The organism is Marinirhabdus gelatinilytica (assembly GCF_003353425.1).
In the GTDB taxonomy this organism is placed as follows: Bacteria; Bacteroidota; Bacteroidia; order Flavobacteriales; family Flavobacteriaceae; genus Marinirhabdus; species Marinirhabdus gelatinilytica.
On record NZ_QRAO01000001.1, the window covers coordinates 790,020 to 811,166 of the forward strand.

The window sequence follows — 21,147 nt, forward strand, 5'->3', positions numbered from 1 at the left end:
AATAAGCGCCAGTTTCAAATTTGAAACTGGCGCTTTTTTATAGGGTATCGTAAACAGTTATTTTTTGTTTGCCTCTTTGATGTATTTCTCCAGCGCCATGGTCATAGATGGCGTCTCGGGGGTTGGTGCTTGTATGTCCACCCTTAAACCATTCTCTGCAGCCGCCTTTACGGTAGTGTTCCCAAAAACAGCAATACGGGTATCGTTTTGTTTGAAATTAGGAAAGTTTTCGAGTAATGAAACAATCCCACTTGGGCTAAAGAACACCAAAATGTCGTAAAACACATTTTCAAGGTCAGAAAGGTCGCTCACTACGGTCTTATAAAAAGTAGCTTGTTTCCAGTTTACCTTTAAATCGTTCAACACATTGGGAACCTCTGGCTTCAGTTTATCTGAAGAGGGTAACAAAAATTTCTCGTTCTTATATTTTTTGATGAGTGGAGAAAGCTCGGTAAATGTTCTCTTCCCCACATAAATTTTGCGCTTTCGATACACAACATATTTTTGCAGGTAATAGGCAACAGCCTCGCTCTGGCAAAAATATTTCATGGTATCCGGCACCTTGAAACGCATCTCATCAGCAATTCTGAAGTAATGATCTACTGCATTCCGGCTGGTCAAGATAACAGCGCTGAAATTTCCAAGATCGATTTTTTGGGAGCGAACTTCCTTGCCAGAAACGCCCTCTACATGTATAAAGGGCCTAAAATCTATTTTTACCTTTTGTCTGTCAATCAAATCAAAGTAAGGTGAGTTTTCAACCTTTGGCTCCGGTTGTGAAACTAGAATAGTTTTTACTTTCATAAGCTGCTTTTTTTTGGTTCTTGAGGCTTATACAATTACTTTATATAGAATTATATAGGGTGAAATTTCAAGAGCGCAAAGATACAAAATAAAATAGAACAAATGGTTAAAAATTAAAGCGCTGTTTGTCTTGTAGCTATAAAACAGTGTTATGCCGTTTAACAACACGATTATCACAATAAAGATGAGCATAGTGGCCAGCGTAGGGGTGAACGTATAATAAAACAACAGATTTCCAATGAAAAAAACCACAGCAAGGAGGTTTCTGTAGCTCAATTTCTGGTACAAATACTTATTGCTCAAACCTTCAAAATTAAAAATAGTACCCACTAATTTTTCAACCATGAATTTAGAGAGTACAAACACTGCATACCCAGTACAAATCTGTACAAACACTAACAATGGATCCTCAAAATTAGTTCCTTGTGAGGTTTCCATATATAGATATACAAAAAGTGAAACCAAAAGAACTTGTGGCACAAACAGTAACATGTTGAATGGGTGCTGTACCTCATCACCTTTACCCAGTACCAAAAAATATTTGTTGGTAACTGGCAGCATCGTAAATTCTTGAAAACGCTTTGGGTACAGGTACTTTGCGACAGTGTAGCATAGCAAACAACCAACTAACACCAGCGTGACCCAATCTAAGCTTTGCCAAGTACGTACAACATATTCCATTGGCGTAAAATTAGCAGAAATATACCGCGAAATGCTTTTTCTATTCAATATTTTACCAACAATATGTGGTCAAAAAAAAGTACATTTGCTTTAAAATTATTGCATGTCCAACGCCCTCGTGGTCATACCTACCTATAACGAAATTGAAAATATAGAGCGTTTGTTGCGCAATGTGTTTTCATTGCAGCGGGAATACAATGTGCTGGTCGTAGACGATAGTTCGCCAGACGGTACCGCCCAAAGTGTGAAGCAACTCATGAAGGAATTTCCCGAGAGATTGTTCCTTGAGGTGCGTAAGGGAAAGATGGGATTGGGTACTGCGTATATCCACGGATTTAAATGGGCACTCCAAAGAGAATATGAATATATTTTTGAGATGGATGCCGATTTTTCCCACAATCCCAACGATCTTATCCGCCTACACAACGCTTGTACAAAAGGAGGATACGATATGGCTATAGGGTCGCGTTATGTAAAAGGTGTAAATGTGGTAAACTGGCCTATGAGCCGTGTTTTGCTGTCTTGGTTGGCATCAAAGTACGTTCGGTTTGTCACCCGGATGAAAATTTACGACACCACTGCGGGATTTGTATGTTACCACCATACGGTACTGCGGAAGATTAACCTGGATAAAATCCAGTTTGTAGGGTACGCTTTCCAGATAGAGATGAAGTTTAAGGCGTATCTTGCAAAATTCAGTATTGTGGAGGTCCCCGTAATCTTTACGGACAGGACAAGAGGAGAATCAAAAATGAGCGGCGGGATAATTTCCGAAGCTATCTTTGGAGTCCTTAAAATGAAATTTAAAAGCCTTTTTGGCAGCAACAACTTTAACGAAATTTAATGCATCCAACCTTAATAAAAAACGCTCGAATTGTAAACGAAGGCACCATCACCCAAGGGGATGTGCTTATTAATAACGGTATAATCGTAGAAATAGGCAGTATAAGCGCAAAAACGGGCGATACCAAGATCATTGATGCAGACGACCATTATCTTATCCCCGGGATGATAGACGACCAAGTGCATTTCCGTGAACCGGGTCTTACCCATAAGGCCACTATCGAGACCGAATCTCGTGCTGCAGTAGCTGGAGGTATCACTACCTTTATTGAAATGCCAAACACCGTCCCACAAGCAACTACAATTGAGTTGCTGGAGGAAAAGTTTGCGCGCGCCAAGGAAACCTCTTGGGCAAACTACTCCTTTATGTTTGGTGGGACCAACGATAACTTAGCTGAAATCTTAAAAGTAGACCCCAAAAAAGTAGCGGGATTAAAATTGTTCTTAGGTTCCTCAACAGGAAATATGTTGGTGGACGACCCCCAAACCATTGAAGAAATTTTCAGTAAGACCAATTTGTTGATTTCGGTACATTGCGAGGACGAGGAAACCATTAGAAAAAATATGAAGGCCGCTTTGGACAAGTACGGAGAGGATATCCCCATTGCCGAGCACCCCAACATTAGAAGTGCCGAGGCCTGCTACCTTTCGTCCAGCAAAGCTATTGAACTTGCGAAGAAAACAGGGGCAAGACTGCATGTGTTCCATCTTTCTACTGAAAAGGAAACGCATCTATTCAGTAATAAAATCCCACTTTCAGAAAAAAAGATAACGGCCGAGGTGTGCATCCACCACCTTTGGTTTACCGACGCAGATTATGCTGAAAAAGGCACAAGGATTAAGTGGAACCCAGCGGTAAAGACCCAAAAGGACAAAGATGGGCTCTGGAAAGCTCTTTTGGACGATAGGATAGACGTTATAGCCACAGACCATGCCCCGCATACCAACGACGAAAAGAACAATGTGTACACAAAAGCACCCTCTGGTGGCCCTTTGGTGCAGCACGCTCTGGAAGCCTTGTTCGAGATGCACCATAAGGGGAAAATTTCAGTAGAAAAGATAGTCCAGAAAACCGCGCACAACCCTGCTGTATTGTTTCAAATTGAAAAAAGGGGCTACATTAAAGAAGGTTACAAAGCAGATTTGGTGTTGATAGACCCCAATGCGCCCTGGACCGTGACCAAAGAAAACATAGATTATAAATGTGGTTGGTCTCCCTTTGAGGGAACAACATTTAAGTCTCGCATTACGCACACCTTTATAAATGGTGTCTTGGCTTATGAGAACGGAAAATTTCCCAATAGAACCCGCGGGGAGCGAATAACCTTTAATAGATAATGAAGTTTCTCTGCTACATATCAATGGGGTTGCTGTTATTGGGTTGCCAAGATGTGAAGAAGCCCGAAAAGCCCGAGAACCTTATTCCAGAAGATACAATGGTGCAGCTTTTGGCCGATATATATATGGGCAACGCCGCACGAAGTATAGACAATAAAACCATTCGAAAAAAAGGGGTAAAGATAGACTCTTTCCTGTTTGCCAAATACAAAGTGGATAGCCTACAGTTTGCCAAGAGCAACGCATATTATGCAACCGACCTGAATACATACACTAGGATTTTTCAAAAAATTGAGCAGCAATTAGAAACGCTGAAAGAACAGGAAAACGAGAGAAAACTAGAACTTAACGCTGAAAGGAAAAAAGCTAGGGACTCCGCTAATGCTACTGTCCAAGAAGAAGTAGAAAAAGAAATAGATACAAGTGAAACCGAAGGGGTCTTGATAGAGCCGGCTACTTCACAACAGTGATCAATGTTCTTTCTTAAAGGCTTGTGTTACTCTTTCAATCGTTCTTTTTAAAGGGGTATAAGTGAATTTGGTAGCAGTTTCAATCTTACTACCATCATACTGCTGAAAGCTAAAGAGCGACTCCACATGGGTACGCAATAATTTTCTTTTGGTGCCAAAAACATGGGAGACAAACCAATCTATTTTTGAGAACAGTACCAACTTCCATTTGGCGATTTGGGCGGTAGGTTTCATTCCTCCCAATGTTTCGGCCAGACTTCCCAAAAAGGTTTGGTAGGATACATTTTCAGTAACCAAGATAAAGCGCTTGTTTTTTATGTCGCTTTCCATGAGTAGCTTCATTACTTTAGTCACATCTCGAACATCTACCAAGCCTATGCCTCCGGGGGTGTAGTATTTCATCCCTTTTGCCATTCGTTTTACGAGACTGCCACTGCCCTTGTGCCATAGTCCCTCTCCCAATATAACCCCAGGATTCACGATTACAGCATCCAGTCCCTCTTGGGTGCCACGCCAAACTTCCATCTCGGCACCGTATTTTGTAATGGCATACACGCTGTTTTTGGCTTCGGGATTCCAATAGGTGTCTTCGGTAATCGTTTCACCATTAATGGCATCGCCCAAGGTGGCTATGGAACTTACGTGACATAGTTTTTTTACCGAATGCGACAAACATAAGTTCACCACGTTTGCGGTGCCTTCGATATTTGCTTTTTTTAGCTTGTGGTAATTCTTTGGATTGAAATCTACATAGGCAGCGGCATGGTATACCTGGGTAATGTCCTTAAAAGCAGCTTCCAGTCTAGGAATATCTGTGATGTTAGCTTCAAACCATTCCAAATTTTCAAATAGGGGTGTGGGGTCTTCGGTGTAATAAGAACATACTTTTTTCAATAGCGAAAGATCGCTTCCATTCCTGTGGATGGCACGTACGCGCTGTCCGTCTTTCAGTAAAAGATAGAGGAGGTGGCTGCCCACCAATCCTGTGCCGCCGGTGACTAGAACCATAATGCGAAAATACTATTTTTTATGAGATGCTTTCCAGTTTGTGCACATCGGTTTATCTTTGCCCAAAATCAATACAATGAGCTTACAGAATTTTGTTGAAGAACTGAAATGGCGGGGGATGGTACACGACGTGATGCCCGAGACGGAGGAACACCTTATGGAGCAAATGCGTTCTGCCTACGTAGGTTTTGACCCTACGGCAGATAGCCTGCACATTGGCAACTTGGTCCCCATTATGTTGTTGGCGTTCTTTCAACGTGCCGGACATAGGCCCGTAGCATTGGTGGGAGGTGCAACCGGTATGATTGGTGACCCTTCGGGCAAGAGCAGTGAGCGAAATTTGTTGGACGAAAAAACACTGCGCCACAACCAAGAATGCGTACGTAAGCAACTGTCACATTTTCTGGATTTTTCCTCGGGTGCCGAAAATGAAGCTGTGATGGTAAACAATTACGATTGGATGAAGGAATTTAGTTTTCTTGGGTTTATCCGTGATGTGGGGAAGCATATTACCATTAATTATATGATGGCGAAAGACTCGGTTAAAAACCGAATCACGGGAGACGGGACCGAAGGAATGAGCTTTACCGAGTTTACCTACCAACTCGTGCAGGGCTACGATTTCCTGCATCTTTATAATAACAACGATTGTACCCTACAAATGGGCGGTAGCGACCAGTGGGGCAATATTACCACGGGAACGGAGCTTATTCGCCGTATAGGCGGTGGAAAAGGATATGCACTTACCTGTCCTTTGATTACAAAAAGTGATGGTAGTAAATTTGGAAAGAGTGAGGGTGGCAACGTATGGTTGGATGCAAAACGAACCTCTCCCTATAAATTTTACCAATATTGGTTGAACTCTAGTGACGAAGATGCCGAAAAGTATATAAAAATCTTTACCTTTTTAGATAAAAATACTATTGAGGCGCTGGTTAAGGAACATGCCGAAGCCCCACATAGGCGTGTGCTGCAAAAGCGATTGGCCGAAGAAGTGACCAAAACCGTCCACGGGGTGCAACAATTGGAAAATGCTGTAAAGGCGTCTTCGATTTTGTTCGGGAAATCTACTTCGGCCGATATAAAATCGTTGGACGAACAAACCTTCCTCGATATTTTTGAAGGAGTCCCTCAAGCTGAAATCACAAAAGATATGCTTCAAGATGGTCTCGATATCATTGGTGCCCTTGCCGAAAAGACAGGCTTTTTAAAAAGTAACGGTGAAGCAAGACGTGCTTTGAAGGAAAATTCAATTTCGGTAAATAAAGAAAAAGTGAAAGAAGGGTATAGCATTACTTCCGAAGATTTAATTAATGAAACCTTTGTGCTATTGCAGCGAGGGAAAAAGAATTACTTTGTTTTAAAGGTGCAGTAATCGATTAGGTTAGTTATAAGGATAGCAAGAAAAAAAAGCCCCCAACAGTAAATGAACACTGCAGGGGGTACTTAACTAACTAATAAACCAATCAATTATAAAAATCCTTAATTTTTTTCTAGCTACATTTCTTGCATTTGTTCCCAGTTTTTATCGGCTTTTTTCTGCATCATTTCGGGGCCTTCTTTGTTCCATTTCTTTAAAGTGTCAGCAAAGAGCGAATCATAGAACAAATAGAGTTTTCCATCCTTTATCTGGAAAGATTCGGGGTCTATCTGTACCCGCTTTCCACTGTTGGCCACGGCATAGGCACAGTAACCACCGTACTGTGGTGTGTATTTTTCAGGGTTTGCCATAAACGTTTTTAAGTTTTCCTGTGAGGTAAACTTATATTTTACCCCTCCGTGAGTTGTAGTGTGCATTTTATTACCTTCAAGTGCTTGGTCGCTAAAATAGGCCACTACATCGTAGCCTTCGGCCGCATAGCCATTTTTGGTGTGTATGTCTTGTGCAAATAAGGCAGGTGCAACCACCAAAGCCAGTATTAATAGAATCTTTTTCATAACAAGCAATAGGTCGGGATGCTGGGAGCTTGCTTACAAACAAATCATAAAAAATTTGAAACTTCTGGGTAGGGCACTAAAGCACTAATAAGCAACTCTATACTATCCTTGGCAATAAGTGTGATACTTATTAAAATAGAGACTACCAAGATGGCTACGGAAAGATTATTGGTTTTAATGGCCTTAAATTCATTTACTCCTCTGGTAAGTATAGAAAAGAGAAAGAATACCGCGGCATTTATAAATACCGCCATTACAAAACCTATAAACAAATAGAGACTGGAATACGAAACCACAGTGCTTAGGCTAATGGTTTCTTCTTGTGTAGTTGCAATCCTTATCACGTTGGTGATGGACGGTACAATTTCGCTCAAGATCAATCCAATGGAAAAAATGATTCCCGAAGTAAAGACCGTAAAAGCCATATTGTTGCCCTGTACATCTTCGGTCTTGAAAAAGAGTCGTTTCAGTATGATGTAAGAAGTAAAAATAATAAGTACTGAAACAACTAGTGACAGAATAATTTCTATAAGCGCAATGATGAAAAGTTGTGAGTTCATAAGACATTATTTACTGGTTAAAACAACGTTCCAATGCGAAACATTATTAAAGGTTGAAGGTACATCGCCCGCCTTGAAATATTTATTTGTGGTTTCCCAAAGCAGGTAGCGTTTGCCGTAATAGGTTTTATAGGTTCCCGCTCCTGGAAGGTTTATGCCCAATATGGAGTGGCGGTAATAATCGCTATTCAAAATGGCAATATCATACCCAAAATATTTTAGGATAGCATATATCAAAACCGTGCGTGTGTCGCAATCACCCTTTAAGCTTTGTAAAAAAGTCACTGGGTTCTGTATTCCAAATTTTACGCCTCCCACGCAACATTCTGGGCATTGTTTCAGTATTCGCTCTATTTCTGGTTCGTAATTTTCAGGAGCTAGGCATGCACCTTCAAAAACTAGGGAATAGGGGATGTCCTGGATGCAGGTTACTACCATTTCGGCAAATTCCATTTGGTCCAGGTTTTCTTTTTTTTGAATTTCAGCAAATGCCCGTAGTACCAAATCCAGCTTTGGGGTGTCCTTTTGGTCCAAATAGTCGTATAGGTCTCCCCAAAAGTTTACTGAAGCGGTCCCTCTGTATTCCTCCAAGTGTTTATAAAGTAATTTATAATCTGCTTCCCTTACGGTGAGGGTTGTTGTGTAAGCATTTCCAAAATTATCCTTCCAAAACCTGTTGCTACTGTACACGTATATAGTGTCCCTGTCTTCTACCATTTTTGTTCTGGCTACTGCTTCGGTTTTGTTGAAGGTAGGAGCTTTGTTTTCTTTCATAATATCCTTGATCATACCAACCGCAAAACGAAGTACCATCACAACAGCAAAATAAAAAAAGGCACTGCCCCATAAAAAACCTTTTTGGGGTTTCCCCATAAGCTTATTGGCAATAACAATGGCTAGGCCCAGCCCCATTATGGCGGCGAATAAAGCCGAAATTCCAAATAAGCTAAAGAGGCCAAAAGCCAAAAGGGAAAATGCGAACACCACCACGGTCCAGAGACATCCTTGGTTATTTGCTTTACCGTCCTGCATTATAGTACCATTAAATTACAGCCACGTATATCGCTGGTGTCAAACCGGCCCATTACCTCAAAGGTGTTATTGGGGTATAATCTGCCCAAATCCTGTGTGGCTATAAAGGAGCAAGAGTAGGTGTTTGCCAAGTCTATTATGTTGAGTCCACCAGTCTTTTTGTGTATATAGGTAAAGGGGTCTTCGGTATCGCGGGTGATCACCTTCATCCATGGAGGACATTGGTATATGCCGTCTCCTGTGGAATAGGCTTGGGAGAGCAGCTCTGTCATCCCGTATTCACTGTGTATTTTTTCCACGCCAAAACCTTGTTTTAGGTTGTTGTGTAATTGGGTCTTGGTGAGCTCTTTTCTTCGGCCCTTCATCCCGCCAGTTTCCATAACAATGGTATGCTGTAGGTTGAAAGTTTCCATTTCAATTACATCCAGCAAGGCGTAGGATACCCCCAGCAGTATTGTTTTTTGTCCATTGGTTTCAAGTTGTTTTACTTTTTCAATCAATGCATCAAGATTATTCAGGTAAAAGCCGCTGTGTGGACTGTTGCTTTTGGCAATGAGCCTATCTGCCATATACACCAGCGAAGAGCCACCCCGTTCCAGATATGAAGGTAACAACGCCAAGAACACATATTCTTGGGGACTTCCATAAAATTGTTGAAAGCCTTTGAGAAAACTTTCTTCGTATGTTGAAATTTTTGCAACGTAGTGCTTGCTAGTAACACTTCCAGTGGTTCCACTGCTGCTAAAAGTTTTATCGGCCACGACATCTTGGGCAATTATTTTTTCAGACTTAAAGAACTGGATGGGCAAGAAGGGAATTTTTTCTATCCCTGAAATAGTAGAGGGGTCCACCTTCAGTAACTCGCAAAACCTTCGGTACACCGCTACATTTGCGTATTGAAACTGAAAGGTTTCCAGTGCAATCTTGTTGAAATCGCTTTCAGAAGAAATAGTGCTGAAATGTGAAGGGATTCTCAATAGTGGGTTATTTGTACAATTTCAAAAATAGGGAATAAAAAAAGCTTCTGCCAAGGGACAGAAGCTTTAAAAAATTTTGTTTCAAATACGCTTAGCGTACGATCAATTTTTGGGTTGCAGTTACACCGTCTTGTGTAATTTTCACTAGGTAAATCCCGCTGTTAAGTGCAGTAATATCTACTGAACTGTTTGTCACGGTATTTACAACGATTTTTCCAGTTACATCATAAATGGCAACGTTCATCTCTGCATTGTTTGCAGATGCGATGGTGATGTAGTTTCCGTTTGTTGGGTTAGGGTATACCGCAAAGTTGTTTTGGTCAAACTCATTGGTTCCTAAGGTTACATCTCCATTTACGTCGTCTTGGTTACGAGAAGTGATAAAGTAGCTTCCGTTATCTCTTTCGGTAATGATACCAGCAAGGTCAACAGTTTCAACAGGGATAGGAAGCCCAATGTAGTCTGCATCAAAGAAAGAAGTCCTGAAGTTGAACGTTCCGTCTGGGTTGGTCAATGGGTATTCAGTTCCTGTTTGCCAGTTTGGGTCTCCACCAATAACGATATCTACACCCTGAACAATCTGTACGTACTCAGCTTCGTACTCTTCTGGATTGGTCAATAATTCTGCAATGCTCACAGCTTGTGGTACAACTGGGTTTCCTGTTGAGGATGCAGGTGGCGTGTCTGCTTCTGGAACAAATTGTAGCATCCCACCGAACTCGGTTACTTCTCCTGTAATGGTAGTGATACCATCACCAATCATATATTCCGTAGTGATAACACCGTTGTCATCATCAATCAAGATAGCGGCAGTGTCGTCTTCAATAAATTTTTGATTCCTAAAATCCTGTTGGAAAGTTAGGATGGCTTCTCCTACAAGAGTAACGGTTGCGCCAACTCCAGCAGCTCTCAAGTCTGCAATGGTTGCTGCATTAAGTGCAGGTTCACAAGCTGGTGCAGTAATATCAAAATCCTCGTCACAAGATGTGCTTGAAACATTTACGGTAATCATGGTTTCTTCGTCCACATCGGTAATCTCAATGGTACCAGTTGCATTGGAAGTGGGATCGTCCCCTCCAACGGTACCAGAGCCTGCTGTTATGGTAATGGTGTATGTTTCGGTTCCTCCACCTACAAAATCCATAGAAATAGTAACGGTATCTACATTGGCAGTGCTAGTGTCACACTCAATTGTAGTGTTAGAGATGGCAAATGTGCAAGACGGGCATACGTTATCTGCATCCAGCGTTGGAGCTGCAATACAGTAGGTGCCGTCAGGTCTTTGTTGTATGGATTCGTTAATTCCATTCCCGTTGAGGTTCTCATCGTATTGAACGGTTTCACCCAAAGCGGCCAAAAGATCGGTATCATCAGGGTCGCTTGTGCCATAGACAAGTGCGTCTACTAAGTTTGTAGTTGTGGCAGGGGTGTCTGTTGGAAAGTCAGTGTCGTCTCCTACATAGATTGCCACGGCATCTGCACCGTTTTGAACCACGTTATTGGCTCCTAGGTCGATATCTACACCAGGGACAGCTGTTCCTCCAAGGATGAAGTATCCGTTAGCATCGGTAGTAAATCCGTCAAGATCTATTGCATTGTAGCTTGCATCGTCAGATCCGTTGAACAGTACAACTACATATCCGTCTAAGGCTGTGTTTGGAGTAGAGGTTTTAATTTCAATAAATTCCATGGCATCAGTGCCATCTTGGTCTGCGTCAATTTCGTTAATGGTAATATCTACACCACTGGCCCTGTTTTGGCCAAAAGAAACGGCAGTAATAAGTACTAATAATAAAAGGGTAATTTTTTTCATCTTATAAATTGTTATTAATTTTTACAAATATAAACAATGAGCTAGGCTTTTAAAATTATAGAACCCCCTATCCACAAGGTTTAACGTAACTATAACATAAAATAATGTGAATGGGTAATTTTTAATTGGGGTGTTACCTTATTGTTAAGGATGTTGCTTATTTTTACGTTGGTTTACGTTTTGTAGTATCTTTAACGTTTTGATAATATAGTACTAAAATGAAGAAGAAAAACACCAAGATTTTATTAGTGGACGACGAGCCTGATATCCTAGAAATAGTAGGCTACAACTTAACCTCAGAAGGCTATCAGGTGCTAACAGCAGAAAACGGGATTGAGGCCATTGCAGTGGCAAAAAAGGAGCAGCCCCACTTGATAATTTTGGACGTGATGATGCCTGAGATGGATGGGATAGAGGCCTGTGAAAAACTTCGTGGTATCCCAGAACTTTCTGAAACCGTGATCACCTTCTTTACTGCCAGGGGTGAGGACTATTCCCAAGTAGCAGGTTTTGATGCTGGCGCAGACGATTATATAACAAAACCGGTTAAGCCAAAGGTGCTCATTAGCAAAGTAAAGGCGTTGCTTAGACGATTTAAAGAAGATGCTAAAGAAGATGCTAAGGTAAAATTTGGTAACTTAGTAATCAATAAAGAAGAATATAAAGTTATTCTGGACAAAAAGGAGATTGCACTACCTAGAAAAGAATTTGAACTCCTGTCGCTCCTAGCATCAAAGCCAGGAAAAGTATTTAAAAGAGAGGATATATTAGATAGGGTATGGGGAAATGAGGTTGTTGTAGGAGGAAGAACTATAGATGTCCATATCAGAAAATTACGAGAGAAACTAGGAGATAAAAGGTTCAAGACCGTAAAGGGAGTTGGATATAAATTTGTTGTATAGTGCCAAAACCGTTTAAGAAAACATATAAATTCGCAGCGTATACATCTACGTATATCACACTTTTCTTAACACTCGTAATGGGTGTTTTTTTTTATGTACAGGGTACAAGTAGCTATTGGTTTTTATTTGGTTTTGTTGTTGTTTGTTACCTATTTTCATTTTTTATCATTCAGTTTAGGGTTCAAAAGTTCATTTATAAGCGGGTGGTGAAAATTTATGAGGATGTAAGATTGCTGGATGCAGCAACCTTTTCTCCAAAACGGGTCACTACCGATATGGAAACCCTCACCAAGGAAGTAGAACGTTTTGCAGAGAACAAAAAGCTAGAAATAGAAAGCCTTAAAGTGAGGGAAAACTACCGTAGGGAATTTCTAGGTAATATATCGCATGAGCTCAAGACACCTTTGTTTACTGTGCAGGGCTATATTTTAACGTTGCTGGAGGGCGCTATGAAGGACAAGTCGGTTAGAAAAAAATACCTGCAGCGGGCAAACAAGGGAGTGGAACGGCTCATATATATTATCAAGGACTTGGACATGATCACAAAGTTGGAGGTGGGAGACCTTAACCTGAACGAAGAAGACTTCAATATCATAGAATTGGTGCAAAATGTTTTTGACCTCTTGGAAATGAAGGCTGCCAAAAAAAGGATCACCTTGACTTTCGACGTGGATTATGAGGATAGCATTTTTGTATATGCAGATAGGGAGCGTATCCAACAAGTGCTTACTAACCTTATTGTAAACTCTATAAAATACGGAGTTAAAGACGGCACCACCGAAGTGAGCATTGAGGAATTTGTCCAGAACAAAGTACTTATACGCATTACGGACAATGGAGAAGGAATAGAAAAAGAAAACATTACCCGCCTTTTTGAGCGCTTTTTTAGGGTAGATAAAAGCGGTTCCAGAAAAGAAGGCGGCAGCGGTCTGGGACTCGCAATCGTGAAACATATCGTAGAGGCCCATAAAGAAAAGATTTATGTAGAGAGCCAATTGGAAGTAGGCTCGGAGTTTTCATTTACCCTCGAAAAGGCTAAATAAGTACCCGTAGTCCTCCCTGGCCGTAAACCCTCCCAAACCTTTGTACAATGAAATCTTGTCCAGTTTTTTTTCGCTAAACTTCTCTTGTTTGCAGCTGGGCACTATACCTTGTAGTTTCAGTTTTTTTGCCAGGTACTTTTGTTCGTATTGTCCCGGGGTGGGGATAAAAAAAGCGGGTTTGTTCATAGTGGCCAGATCCATGATAGTTGTATAGCCAGAACGTGAGATAATTACTTCGCTTTGGTTTATAAGCGTTTCAAGGCTTTCGGTCTCCAAATAATTGTAAACCGTAATTCCGTTTACAACCGTGCTGTTCCTTTTTTCGCTCAGCTTGCCCTTTACCAATGCTACTTTTTTTTCAGAAACACTAAAGATATCCATTAATTTCTCCTCCAGCAGTGTGCGTTGCGGTTCGGGGCCGGACAGTAGGCATAGGACATCAAATTTTTTCGGGATGTCCCTGTGTTTCATACGACTTAAAGGACCAATATAAGTGATGGGTAAATTTGTTTTAGGATTATGTCCCAGCTTTCCACTCAGGTTTATGGGGCCAGCTACATCCGGGACCCAGCAAGCGTCAAACTTTTTTATGACCTTTTGGTGCATTTTGCTACTTAAAAGGGAGGTGTTCCCAGAAAGAACGTTGAGTTGGTGCGTCATAAAAACCGATGGTATTTTCTTGTTGAACACGCCCAAGCGGTTGTCACTTATAATGCCCTGTATAACGCCGTTTGAGACAAGTTTTTTTATCACCTTTTTTTCGGCATCCATCGTTCTTTTAATATGTGGTAGTTTCAGCAATAGTTTCCACTTGAGCAAACCGCCCTTTTTAGTATAGGTGACGTTGTAAGGAGGGAGTTCTATGGTTTCGAGTTGGGGGAACTCTTTTTTCAGCAATGATAGTGCTTCGCCGTCACTTCCCAAAAGCACATTGTAACCGTTTTTTAAGAGCGAGCGTATTATGGGAATACAGCGGGTGGCGTGTCCCAGTCCCCAATGGAGTGGTGCTACGAGTATGGTTTTTTTAGATTTCAGCTGAAATAGTTGTGTTGTTGAATTTGTGTCAAGGTATAAAAAAACAAAAGTAAGTAGAATCCTCCCGCCGTATATTTCCTTAATTTTACCGAAATATTAAACAATAGCACCAAAACCGTGGGAAGTAAAAACAAATTAAAACGATTTAAGGAAAACGAAACCTTCGAAAATGTAGTGCAGCCCAGCCGAGACGAGGTGACGGGAGGTGATTTTGCCTTACAAGGAAAATGGAAAAAGGATTTCTTTAAAAACGAAAACCCTCTGGTGCTCGAACTTGGGTGCGGTAAAGGGGAGTATTCTGTTAACTTGGCTCGCAAATACCCAAACAAGAACTTTTTGGGAATAGACATAAAAGGAGCGCGGTTCTGGAGAGGTGCAAAAACCGCCTTGGAAGAAGACTTGGGCAATGTGGGGTTTTTGAGAACACAGATCGAATTGGTGACCTTCCTGTTTGCTGAAAATGAAGTAGATGAAATCTGGATCACTTTTCCAGACCCCCAGATTAAGTACAAGCGTACCAAGCACCGTTTGACCAACCAAGAATTTCTGGAAAAATATAAGCATATCCTCAAACCTGGGGGTGTAGTGCATCTAAAGACCGATAGTGAATTTATGCACGGCTATACATTGGGGCTCCTACACGGTCTGGATGAAGAGATTGAATACGCCCACCACGATGTGTATGGCAATCCCCATTCTCCACAGGAAGTGACTTCTATCCAAACATTTTACGAGAGCCAATATTTGGAAAAGGACAAAAAAATTACCTACGTACGTTTTACGTTTCGAGGCAATTAATTGTATATTCACAGTGCAAACCAACCCTGGATGTCTTTACTTATCAATTTTACCATTGGTTTTTTAGCTGCGTTTATTGGAGTGATACCTCCCGGTTTGCTCAATATGTATGCCGCCAAGATAAGTATGAAGGAGGGGCGAAAAAAAGGGTTGATGTTCTCTCTTGGGGTTTGCATTACGGTAATGGTGCAAACGTATATTGCCCTGATCTTCGCAAGATTCCTGGATATGCACCCAGAATATGTAGATATCCTCCAAAAGGTTGGATTGGGAATTTTTATTTGCCTAACCATCTATTTCTTTTTTATAGCTAAGGACAACAGCCGCCAAATGCCCGAAAGTGTAGAGCCCCACTCCAAGACCAACCGTTTTTTTTCAGGTATGCTGCTGGCGCTACTCAACCTATTGCCATTACCTTATTGGTTGTATATAAGTATCACGTTTGCGGGTTTTGGATGGTTCAGTTTTGGGCAGCTGGAAATCTTTTCGGCAGTTTTGGCATCTGGAATGGGAACTTTTTTAATGTTGGCACTGTATGTTTGGTTTTTCAGAAAGAAAGACAAACCCCAACAAAAAATGGTAAATATGAATTACATTATTGGAGGGATTACAGCAGTTATTTCTGTAATTACTTTCTTTAAGATTTTTAATGGCTATTAGGATGGGGGGCAAAAACTTTTTTGAAAAAGTATATAAGGTGGCTGTTAAAATTCCTTATGGCCGGGTTACAAGTTATGGTGCCATTGCAAAATACCTTGGTGCTGCTGGAAGTGCCAGAATGGTAGGCTGGGCGATGAATGCTACCGGAAAGCACCCCAATGTCCCTGCCCACCGTGTTGTGAACCGTAAAGGATTGCTCACGGGCAAACATCATTTCAAGGGTACAAATTTAATGCAACAACTGTTGGAAAGCGAAGGAGTGGTAGTGGTAGATAACCAAGTCCAGGATTTTGAATCGCTCTTTTGGGATCCTATGCTGGAACTATAATTATTTCCCAATTTTTTTAAAATTTACAAATAGTAGGACATCCTAATGCTGTTTTTCCGATTTAAAACCTCGTCCCTCTCTTTCCCTTCGGCTGGCTTCAACATTTTAGTGCATTTTTATTCCTAGGGTGCCGGAGTGATTTTATGTCGCACGAATAAAATTATATCGAAGGCAAATCATTTCAATCTATCTCTTTTCTATTCTGAACCTTGCGCCGTATATTTGCAGCTTAGAATCAATCTTAATAATGAAATTCAACAAACAAGACATTTTAAAGGCGTTGGAAGCTATCTCGCTGGCTGGAGAAGGAAAGAATATGGTAGAGAGTGGTGCGGTTCTTAACGTAATTACTTTCGCCAATGAGGTGATCGTGGACATAAAAATGACCACTCCCGCCATGCACATAAAAAAACGTGCAGAGCAGGATATAATAAACACCATTAAGGAAAAAGTGTCCAAGGACGCAGAGGTAAAGGTGAACATAAAGGTTGAAGCTCCCGCAAAGGGCGATGCCAATTTAATAAAGGGGAAACCTGTTCCGGGCATCAAGAATATTGTAGCGGTAGCTTCAGGAAAAGGGGGTGTGGGAAAATCTACCGTTACCGCAAACCTTGCTGTTACCCTAGCCAAAATGGGCTTTAAGGTAGGTGTGTTGGATGCCGATATATACGGGCCTTCTATCCCTTTGATGTTCGATGTATTTAATGAACGCCCCCTTTCCGTAAACGTAGATGGAAAGAGCAAGATGAAACCTATAGAAAACTATGGTGTAAAAGTACTCTCCATAGGATTCTTTACAAAACCCAACCAGGCCGTGATATGGCGAGGCCCCATGGCTTCTAAGGCACTAAACCAGTTGATTTTTGATGCCGCCTGGGGCGAATTAGACTTTATGCTGTTGGATCTTCCTCCAGGAACGGGAGATATCCACTTGAGCATTATGCAATCCCTTCCCATTACGGGAGCGGTAGTGGTTAGTACCCCACAAACCGTAGCGCTTGCTGATGCGAGAAAAGGAGTGGCCATGTTCCAGCAGGAAAACATCCAGGTGCCCGTGTTGGGAATTGTTGAAAATATGTCCTATTTCACCCCGGCCGAGTTGCCAGAAAATAAATATTATATTTTTGGGGACGGAGGCGCAAAAAATCTCGCCGAAGATCTAGAAATTCCCTTTTTAGGTGAAGTGCCTTTAGTGCAAAGCATTCGCGAAGCAGGCGATGTGGGCCGTCCGGCTGCCTTGCAAACAGCAACGCCCATAGAAAAAGCGTTTGAAGAAATAACCAAAAATGTAGTTTCTGAAACCGTGAAAAGAAACGACACCCTACCACCCACCGAAGCTATTAAAATAACTACTATGGCGGGTTGTAGCGCCGTTAAAAAATAATATATGGAAACACTCACATTGCATGATAGAATTGAAGCCGCACTGGAAGAAATAAGACCCTTTCTCCAAAACGATGGTGGCGATATCAAGTTGCTGTCCATCGAGGACGAAAAGATTGTTAAAGTACAACTGCAGGGTGCTTGTGTGGGATGTTCGGTAAACCAAATGACCTTGAAGAGCGGGGTGGAGATGACCATAAAAAAACACGCCCCACAAATTGAACAAGTAATAAACGTTGAAGCATAACCTACCAAATGTCATAGGTTGAAATTTCTTCGCTAACTTATTTTTGCTTCAGAAAAAAGGAATTGATTTTTCATGATAAAAACAGATATATTAATCATAGGCGCTGGCCCAACAGGACTTTTTACCGTTTTCGAAGCGGGCTTGTTAAAGCTTAAATGCCACCTCATAGACGCGCTCCCACAACCCGGTGGACAATGTGCTGAAATTTATCCCAAAAAACCCATCTACGACATCCCTGCCTTCCCTGAAATTTTAGCGGGCGATCTCGTGGATAACCTCATGAAACAAATTGAACCCTTTCAGCCAGGTTTCACCTTGGGAGAACGCGCCCAGACCATAGAAAAATTGGAAGACAACACCTTCATTGTAACTACAAATAAGGGTACAAAACATCATGCCCCAATTGTTGCCATTGCTGGTGGGTTGGGTAGTTTCGAGCCTCGCAAACCCCCTATCACCAATATTTCTGTGTATGAAGACAAGGGTGTGGAATATATTATTAGAGATCCAGAAATCTACCGAAATAAAAACGTTGTAATCGCGGGAGGAGGCGATAGTGCGCTAGATTGGAGTATTTTTTTAACCGATATAGCCAAGAGTGTAACCCTGGTGCACCGCAGGAACGAATTTAGGGGAGCACTGGATTCCGTGGAAAAAGTACAAGAACTTAAAAACGAGGGAAAAATAGAACTAATAACACCGGCTGAGGTTATTGATATCGTTGGCGACACCAAAGTAACGGGTGTTTCCATAAAGAGAGGAGCCGATGTGTTCAATAAGGAATGCGACCACTTTATCCCCTTGTTCGGCCTGGCGCCCAAATTAGGACCCATTGCAGATTGGGGGCTGGAAATTGAAAAAAACGCCATAAAAGTAGATAATACCTTAGATTACCAAACCAATATCCCGGGTATCTATGCCATTGGTGATGTGAATACCTATCCAGGAAAGCTGAAGTTGATATTATGCGGTTTTCACGAGGCAACCCTCATGTGCCAAAGTGCTTACCAACGTATCTTTCCAGACAAACGTTATGTAATGAAATATACAACAGTTGGGGGTGTTGAAGGTTTCGACGGAAGCAAAAAAGAAGCTCCGAAAGCCGTTGTAAAAAAAATAGAATAAAAGGAACCTACAAGGTTTCAGGTCGCAGAAGCGATGGAAAAAACCTTGTGAGTATAGAAGACTAAGCAATTGAACGACATTACCATACATATTACAGATCGAGACGGGACAACCCATCGAGTAGTTGCCCCAACCGATATGAATATGAACCTTATGGAGTTAATCCGTTCCTACGAGTTGGCGGAAGAGGGAACCATTGGGGTATGTGGTGGAATGGCTATGTGTGCCTCCTGCCAATGTTACATAGATAGCGATCACGAACTCCCCGAAATGAGCTACGATGAAGATTTAATGCTTGCAGAGGCCTTTCACGTAGAAGCGAATAGCCGTTTAGGTTGTCAGCTTTTTATTACTGAAAATTTAGAGGGTTTAAAAGTCACCCTTGCTCCTGCCGAAGACTAATCCACAGCTTGTTTCGCAGTATCAAACAACCTTTCTACAAACAATTTATACGCCTTCCCTGAGGGATGCAGCCCATCGTTTGCAACCAAAGAGGGATCGTCCAACCCACGCCTTGTGATATCGGTAATATTTATAAATGAAATTTCTTTTCGATGTGCAGTTTGTCGTGCAAAGGCATTGTACTGGTCAATTTCTGCTGAAATTTGTTCGGGATTTCTACTATTTTGTCCAAACGGTGTAAAAGCATAATCTGGAATAGAGACGACGATCACGCTATTTTTATCACCATTCGCAAAGCCAATTGCCATATCCAACAACTGCGGAAATTCCTTTTCATACACTGAAAAGGGCTTGCCTTGAAACTGATTGTTAACTCCTATGAGCAAGGTGACCAGATCATAATCTGAAGCTGGGTTTTGGGTTTCTATTGCATTCAGTAAATTAGTGGTGGTCCAACCTGTTTGGGCAATTATTTTATATGCTCCCGTTTCGCTCAAATTTTCAGCCAAGCTATCCTGCAACTGGAATGGAAAGTTTTCGGTAGCTGAAACACTCTCGCCTATGGTGTAACTATCGCCAAGAGCCAAATAGGTAAAATCTGTTTCGGTGGTTTGGGTATTACCGTTTTCTTCGGTATTAGAACATGAAAGAAACCCGAAGAGTGCAAGTATTGGAAATAAGGTAAAAAAGTGTATCAGTTTCATAGTGTAAAGAATTACGAAATGCTAGGTTATTCGGTTTTATAGTCAATCAACTTTTGGGGTCCCTCCAAAAGTCTTCTTATTACTTTTAAGGTGCCATCCTCCGTAGTGGCAATATGCCATTTTATTAAGGAAATGGCTCCATTCTCTATTTCCAGCCCAGTAATGCTTCTAGGGTGTACACAGCTACCATCGTTAAAATAGGCAATATCACCCGGTTCTGGAAAGCGAGGGCGGTGGGTGTGCCCGGTGATGGTAAATAGGTTTTCGTTCTCTATGATCCAGCGCTTGGTGCGGCGCTCTACCTTAATTAATTCTCGATAATTTTTTGCAGGGCTCGTAGGGTCTCCTATACCAAAAATCTGTAATTGTCTCCATAGGGCACGCACCATAAACCGGTTGAATTTCCACCCTGTGTAATTCATCCACTCGGCTTGGTGGCCGTGTGCCATGAAGATTTCCTGTCCGTTTGTTTCGTGTGTCAGTATAAGTCCTTCGGTAAACACAATTCCTGGAAAAAGGGGGTCTTGCTTTCCGGTCACTTTGTTTAGATAGCTATATAAGTGTTTTTCAACATAGCTCTTTCTTTTATAGACCATATCGTGATTGCCCACTACACGGTGCAGTCTGTTTTCAACGTAGAACAACCGCATGAGGTCGAACACATTTTTATGTGCTTCAAATATTTCCTTAAATTCAATATTCTCCCATAGTTCGTCTCCATCACCCAATTCGCAATAGGTGAAACCTTCAATGTAATAATGTTTTAGGGCGTGGAAGTATATGTTTCGGTTATTGGCAAAATCATCAGCAAAACTATTGTCGCCACGATGGCAATCGCTAAAGATGATAAACTTGGAAGAGTCGTTGAATGTAATTCGCTTTGCAGTTTTATAAGCGTTGCTAAAACGTGTACGGGAAGACATACCTAATTTACTTTCCTTAAATATACAATAACTGTACAATACGTCACTGTAACCGTAACGATTTATTATACGGAGCCTTACTGCGGTACGCTTCTACAGAGCCGAAAACAAGACTAGCCCTAACGGGCATTCA

At 41.5% G+C, this 21,147-nt stretch carries 24 protein-coding genes; 13 read left to right on the forward strand and 11 right to left on the reverse strand.

Annotated elements, in window-relative coordinates; genetic code table 11:
• Nucleotides 1-57: 57 nt before the first annotated feature.
• Both C8D94_RS03520 and C8D94_RS03525 read right to left on the reverse strand, forming a co-directional pair.
• Nucleotides 58-804: a uroporphyrinogen-III synthase gene (locus tag C8D94_RS03520; protein WP_115122499.1), complete on the reverse strand. Its 747-nt coding sequence runs from the start codon at nucleotides 802-804 to the stop codon at nucleotides 58-60.
• Nucleotides 805-831: 27 nt separating this feature from the next.
• Nucleotides 832-1,485 (reverse strand): DUF4271 domain-containing protein, encoded by a 654-nt coding sequence (locus tag C8D94_RS03525; RefSeq protein WP_115122500.1) that lies wholly within the window; start codon nucleotides 1,483-1,485, stop codon nucleotides 832-834.
• Nucleotides 1,486-1,588: 103 nt separating this feature from the next.
• On the opposite strand from C8D94_RS03525, the gene C8D94_RS03530 reads away from it, so the two are divergent.
• Genes C8D94_RS03530 through C8D94_RS03540 form a run of 3 tightly spaced genes read left to right on the forward strand, consistent with a single transcriptional unit; the run spans nucleotide 1,589 to nucleotide 4,136 of the window.
• Nucleotides 1,589-2,329: a polyprenol monophosphomannose synthase gene (locus tag C8D94_RS03530; protein WP_115122501.1), complete on the forward strand. Its 741-nt coding sequence runs from the start codon at nucleotides 1,589-1,591 to the stop codon at nucleotides 2,327-2,329.
• A complete protein-coding gene (locus C8D94_RS03535) occupies nucleotides 2,329-3,666 on the forward strand; it encodes a dihydroorotase (RefSeq protein ID WP_115122502.1) in 1,338 nt (445 codons plus the stop codon). Before C8D94_RS03530 ends, C8D94_RS03535 begins: the two co-directional genes overlap by 1 nt.
• Entirely contained in the window at nucleotides 3,666-4,136 is a 471-nt protein-coding gene (locus C8D94_RS03540) for a DUF4296 domain-containing protein (protein ID WP_115122503.1), read from the forward strand. The genes C8D94_RS03535 and C8D94_RS03540 overlap by 1 nt, the downstream gene beginning before the upstream one ends.
• On the opposite strand, the gene C8D94_RS03545 is transcribed toward C8D94_RS03540, so the two are convergent.
• A complete protein-coding gene (locus C8D94_RS03545; RefSeq protein ID WP_115122504.1) occupies nucleotides 4,137-5,144 on the reverse strand; it encodes an NAD-dependent epimerase/dehydratase family protein in 1,008 nt (335 codons plus the stop codon).
• Between the two features lie 76 nt (nucleotides 5,145-5,220).
• Between C8D94_RS03545 and tyrS the strand changes: the two genes are divergently transcribed.
• Nucleotides 5,221-6,519 (forward strand): tyrosine--tRNA ligase, encoded by a 1,299-nt coding sequence (gene tyrS / locus C8D94_RS03550; protein ID WP_115122505.1) that lies wholly within the window; start codon nucleotides 5,221-5,223, stop codon nucleotides 6,517-6,519.
• 122 nt (nucleotides 6,520-6,641) lie between these two features.
• On the opposite strand, the gene C8D94_RS03555 is transcribed toward tyrS, so the two are convergent.
• From C8D94_RS03555 to C8D94_RS03575, 5 genes are all read right to left on the reverse strand, one after another.
• Nucleotides 6,642-7,082, reverse strand: coding sequence for a YHS domain-containing (seleno)protein (locus C8D94_RS03555; RefSeq protein WP_115122506.1), 441 nt, complete (start codon nucleotides 7,080-7,082; stop codon nucleotides 6,642-6,644).
• A 44-nt stretch (nucleotides 7,083-7,126) separates the two neighbouring features.
• The gene (locus C8D94_RS03560) at nucleotides 7,127-7,642 is read right to left on the reverse strand and encodes a DUF350 domain-containing protein (protein WP_115122507.1); all 516 of its coding nucleotides are present in this window, start codon (nucleotides 7,640-7,642) and stop codon (nucleotides 7,127-7,129) included.
• A 6-nt stretch (nucleotides 7,643-7,648) separates the two neighbouring features.
• Nucleotides 7,649-8,674, reverse strand: a complete 1,026-nt coding sequence (locus C8D94_RS03565; protein WP_115122508.1) for a YrzE family protein — start codon at nucleotides 8,672-8,674, stop codon at nucleotides 7,649-7,651.
• Entirely contained in the window at nucleotides 8,674-9,651 is a 978-nt protein-coding gene (locus C8D94_RS03570) for a LuxE/PaaK family acyltransferase (RefSeq protein ID WP_115122509.1), read from the reverse strand. The genes C8D94_RS03565 and C8D94_RS03570 overlap by 1 nt, the downstream gene beginning before the upstream one ends.
• A 91-nt stretch (nucleotides 9,652-9,742) precedes the next feature.
• Nucleotides 9,743-11,464, reverse strand: coding sequence for a T9SS type A sorting domain-containing protein (locus C8D94_RS03575; RefSeq protein WP_115122510.1), 1,722 nt, complete (start codon nucleotides 11,462-11,464; stop codon nucleotides 9,743-9,745).
• 218 nt (nucleotides 11,465-11,682) lie between these two features.
• Here C8D94_RS03575 and C8D94_RS03580 point away from each other — a divergent pair, with 218 nt between their 5' ends.
• Both C8D94_RS03580 and C8D94_RS03585 read left to right on the forward strand, forming a co-directional pair.
• The gene (locus C8D94_RS03580) at nucleotides 11,683-12,366 is read left to right on the forward strand and encodes a response regulator transcription factor (protein ID WP_115122511.1); all 684 of its coding nucleotides are present in this window, start codon (nucleotides 11,683-11,685) and stop codon (nucleotides 12,364-12,366) included.
• Nucleotides 12,366-13,409, forward strand: coding sequence for a sensor histidine kinase (locus tag C8D94_RS03585; RefSeq protein ID WP_115122512.1), 1,044 nt, complete (start codon nucleotides 12,366-12,368; stop codon nucleotides 13,407-13,409). The genes C8D94_RS03580 and C8D94_RS03585 overlap by 1 nt, the downstream gene beginning before the upstream one ends.
• Here C8D94_RS03585 and C8D94_RS03590 read toward each other — a convergent pair.
• Nucleotides 13,383-14,339, reverse strand: a complete 957-nt coding sequence (locus C8D94_RS03590) for a glycosyltransferase (RefSeq protein WP_317047689.1) — start codon at nucleotides 14,337-14,339, stop codon at nucleotides 13,383-13,385. The two genes, C8D94_RS03585 and C8D94_RS03590, sit on opposite strands and share 27 nt — an antisense overlap.
• A gap of 222 nt (nucleotides 14,340-14,561) precedes the next feature.
• Here C8D94_RS03590 and trmB point away from each other — a divergent pair, with 222 nt between their 5' ends.
• From trmB to C8D94_RS03625, 7 genes are all read left to right on the forward strand, one after another.
• Nucleotides 14,562-15,242 carry a tRNA (guanosine(46)-N7)-methyltransferase TrmB gene (gene trmB / locus C8D94_RS03595; RefSeq protein WP_115122514.1) on the forward strand — a complete coding sequence of 227 codons (681 nt, stop codon included), beginning with the start codon at nucleotides 14,562-14,564 and terminating at the stop codon, nucleotides 15,240-15,242.
• 30 nt (nucleotides 15,243-15,272) lie between these two features.
• Entirely contained in the window at nucleotides 15,273-15,902 is a 630-nt protein-coding gene (locus tag C8D94_RS03600; RefSeq protein ID WP_115123022.1) for a LysE family transporter, read from the forward strand.
• Nucleotide 15,903: 1 nt separating this feature from the next.
• Nucleotides 15,904-16,230 (forward strand): MGMT family protein, encoded by a 327-nt coding sequence (locus C8D94_RS03605; protein ID WP_115122515.1) that lies wholly within the window; start codon nucleotides 15,904-15,906, stop codon nucleotides 16,228-16,230.
• A gap of 247 nt (nucleotides 16,231-16,477) precedes the next feature.
• Nucleotides 16,478-17,614, forward strand: coding sequence for an Mrp/NBP35 family ATP-binding protein (locus C8D94_RS03610; RefSeq protein ID WP_115122516.1), 1,137 nt, complete (start codon nucleotides 16,478-16,480; stop codon nucleotides 17,612-17,614).
• A 3-nt stretch (nucleotides 17,615-17,617) separates the two neighbouring features.
• Nucleotides 17,618-17,860 carry a NifU family protein gene (locus C8D94_RS03615; RefSeq protein WP_115122517.1) on the forward strand — a complete coding sequence of 81 codons (243 nt, stop codon included), beginning with the start codon at nucleotides 17,618-17,620 and terminating at the stop codon, nucleotides 17,858-17,860.
• Between the two features lie 72 nt (nucleotides 17,861-17,932).
• Nucleotides 17,933-18,985 carry an NAD(P)/FAD-dependent oxidoreductase gene (locus tag C8D94_RS03620; protein ID WP_115122518.1) on the forward strand — a complete coding sequence of 351 codons (1,053 nt, stop codon included), beginning with the start codon at nucleotides 17,933-17,935 and terminating at the stop codon, nucleotides 18,983-18,985.
• A gap of 69 nt (nucleotides 18,986-19,054) precedes the next feature.
• A complete protein-coding gene (locus tag C8D94_RS03625) occupies nucleotides 19,055-19,387 on the forward strand; it encodes a 2Fe-2S iron-sulfur cluster-binding family protein (RefSeq protein WP_115122519.1) in 333 nt (110 codons plus the stop codon).
• On the opposite strand, the gene C8D94_RS03630 is transcribed toward C8D94_RS03625, so the two are convergent.
• Together C8D94_RS03630 and C8D94_RS03635 are read right to left on the reverse strand one after the other, a co-directional pair.
• A complete protein-coding gene (locus C8D94_RS03630; protein WP_115122520.1) occupies nucleotides 19,384-20,091 on the reverse strand; it encodes an SGNH/GDSL hydrolase family protein in 708 nt (235 codons plus the stop codon). The genes C8D94_RS03625 and C8D94_RS03630 overlap by 4 nt on opposite strands.
• Nucleotides 20,092-20,117: 26 nt before the next feature.
• Nucleotides 20,118-21,014, reverse strand: coding sequence for a metallophosphoesterase family protein (locus C8D94_RS03635; protein WP_115122521.1), 897 nt, complete (start codon nucleotides 21,012-21,014; stop codon nucleotides 20,118-20,120).
• Nucleotides 21,015-21,147 lie beyond the last annotated feature (133 nt).

Bases quoted from the DNA above. Each gene is read 5' to 3' on its own strand.
- C8D94_RS03520 (WP_115122499.1), bottom strand. From the start codon at position 804: ATGAAAGTAAAAACTATTCTAGTTTCACAACCGGAGCCAAAGGTTGAA.
- C8D94_RS03525 (WP_115122500.1), bottom strand. From the start codon at position 1,485: ATGGAATATGTTGTACGTACTTGGCAAAGCTTAGATTGGGTCACGCTG.
- C8D94_RS03530 (WP_115122501.1), top strand. From the start codon at position 1,589: ATGTCCAACGCCCTCGTGGTCATACCTACCTATAACGAAATTGAAAAT.
- C8D94_RS03535 (WP_115122502.1), top strand. From the start codon at position 2,329: ATGCATCCAACCTTAATAAAAAACGCTCGAATTGTAAACGAAGGCACC.
- C8D94_RS03540 (WP_115122503.1), top strand. From the start codon at position 3,666: ATGAAGTTTCTCTGCTACATATCAATGGGGTTGCTGTTATTGGGTTGC.
- C8D94_RS03545 (WP_115122504.1), bottom strand. From the start codon at position 5,144: ATGGTTCTAGTCACCGGCGGCACAGGATTGGTGGGCAGCCACCTCCTC.
- tyrS (WP_115122505.1), top strand. From the start codon at position 5,221: ATGAGCTTACAGAATTTTGTTGAAGAACTGAAATGGCGGGGGATGGTA.
- C8D94_RS03555 (WP_115122506.1), bottom strand. From the start codon at position 7,082: ATGAAAAAGATTCTATTAATACTGGCTTTGGTGGTTGCACCTGCCTTA.
- C8D94_RS03560 (WP_115122507.1), bottom strand. From the start codon at position 7,642: ATGAACTCACAACTTTTCATCATTGCGCTTATAGAAATTATTCTGTCA.
- C8D94_RS03565 (WP_115122508.1), bottom strand. From the start codon at position 8,674: ATGCAGGACGGTAAAGCAAATAACCAAGGATGTCTCTGGACCGTGGTG.
- C8D94_RS03575 (WP_115122510.1), bottom strand. From the start codon at position 11,464: ATGAAAAAAATTACCCTTTTATTATTAGTACTTATTACTGCCGTTTCT.
- C8D94_RS03580 (WP_115122511.1), top strand. From the start codon at position 11,683: ATGAAGAAGAAAAACACCAAGATTTTATTAGTGGACGACGAGCCTGAT.
- C8D94_RS03600 (WP_115123022.1), top strand. From the start codon at position 15,273: ATGTCTTTACTTATCAATTTTACCATTGGTTTTTTAGCTGCGTTTATT.
- C8D94_RS03605 (WP_115122515.1), top strand. From the start codon at position 15,904: ATGGGGGGCAAAAACTTTTTTGAAAAAGTATATAAGGTGGCTGTTAAA.
- C8D94_RS03610 (WP_115122516.1), top strand. From the start codon at position 16,478: ATGAAATTCAACAAACAAGACATTTTAAAGGCGTTGGAAGCTATCTCG.
- C8D94_RS03615 (WP_115122517.1), top strand. From the start codon at position 17,618: ATGGAAACACTCACATTGCATGATAGAATTGAAGCCGCACTGGAAGAA.
- C8D94_RS03620 (WP_115122518.1), top strand. From the start codon at position 17,933: ATGATAAAAACAGATATATTAATCATAGGCGCTGGCCCAACAGGACTT.
- C8D94_RS03630 (WP_115122520.1), bottom strand. From the start codon at position 20,091: ATGAAACTGATACACTTTTTTACCTTATTTCCAATACTTGCACTCTTC.
- C8D94_RS03635 (WP_115122521.1), bottom strand. From the start codon at position 21,014: ATGTCTTCCCGTACACGTTTTAGCAACGCTTATAAAACTGCAAAGCGA.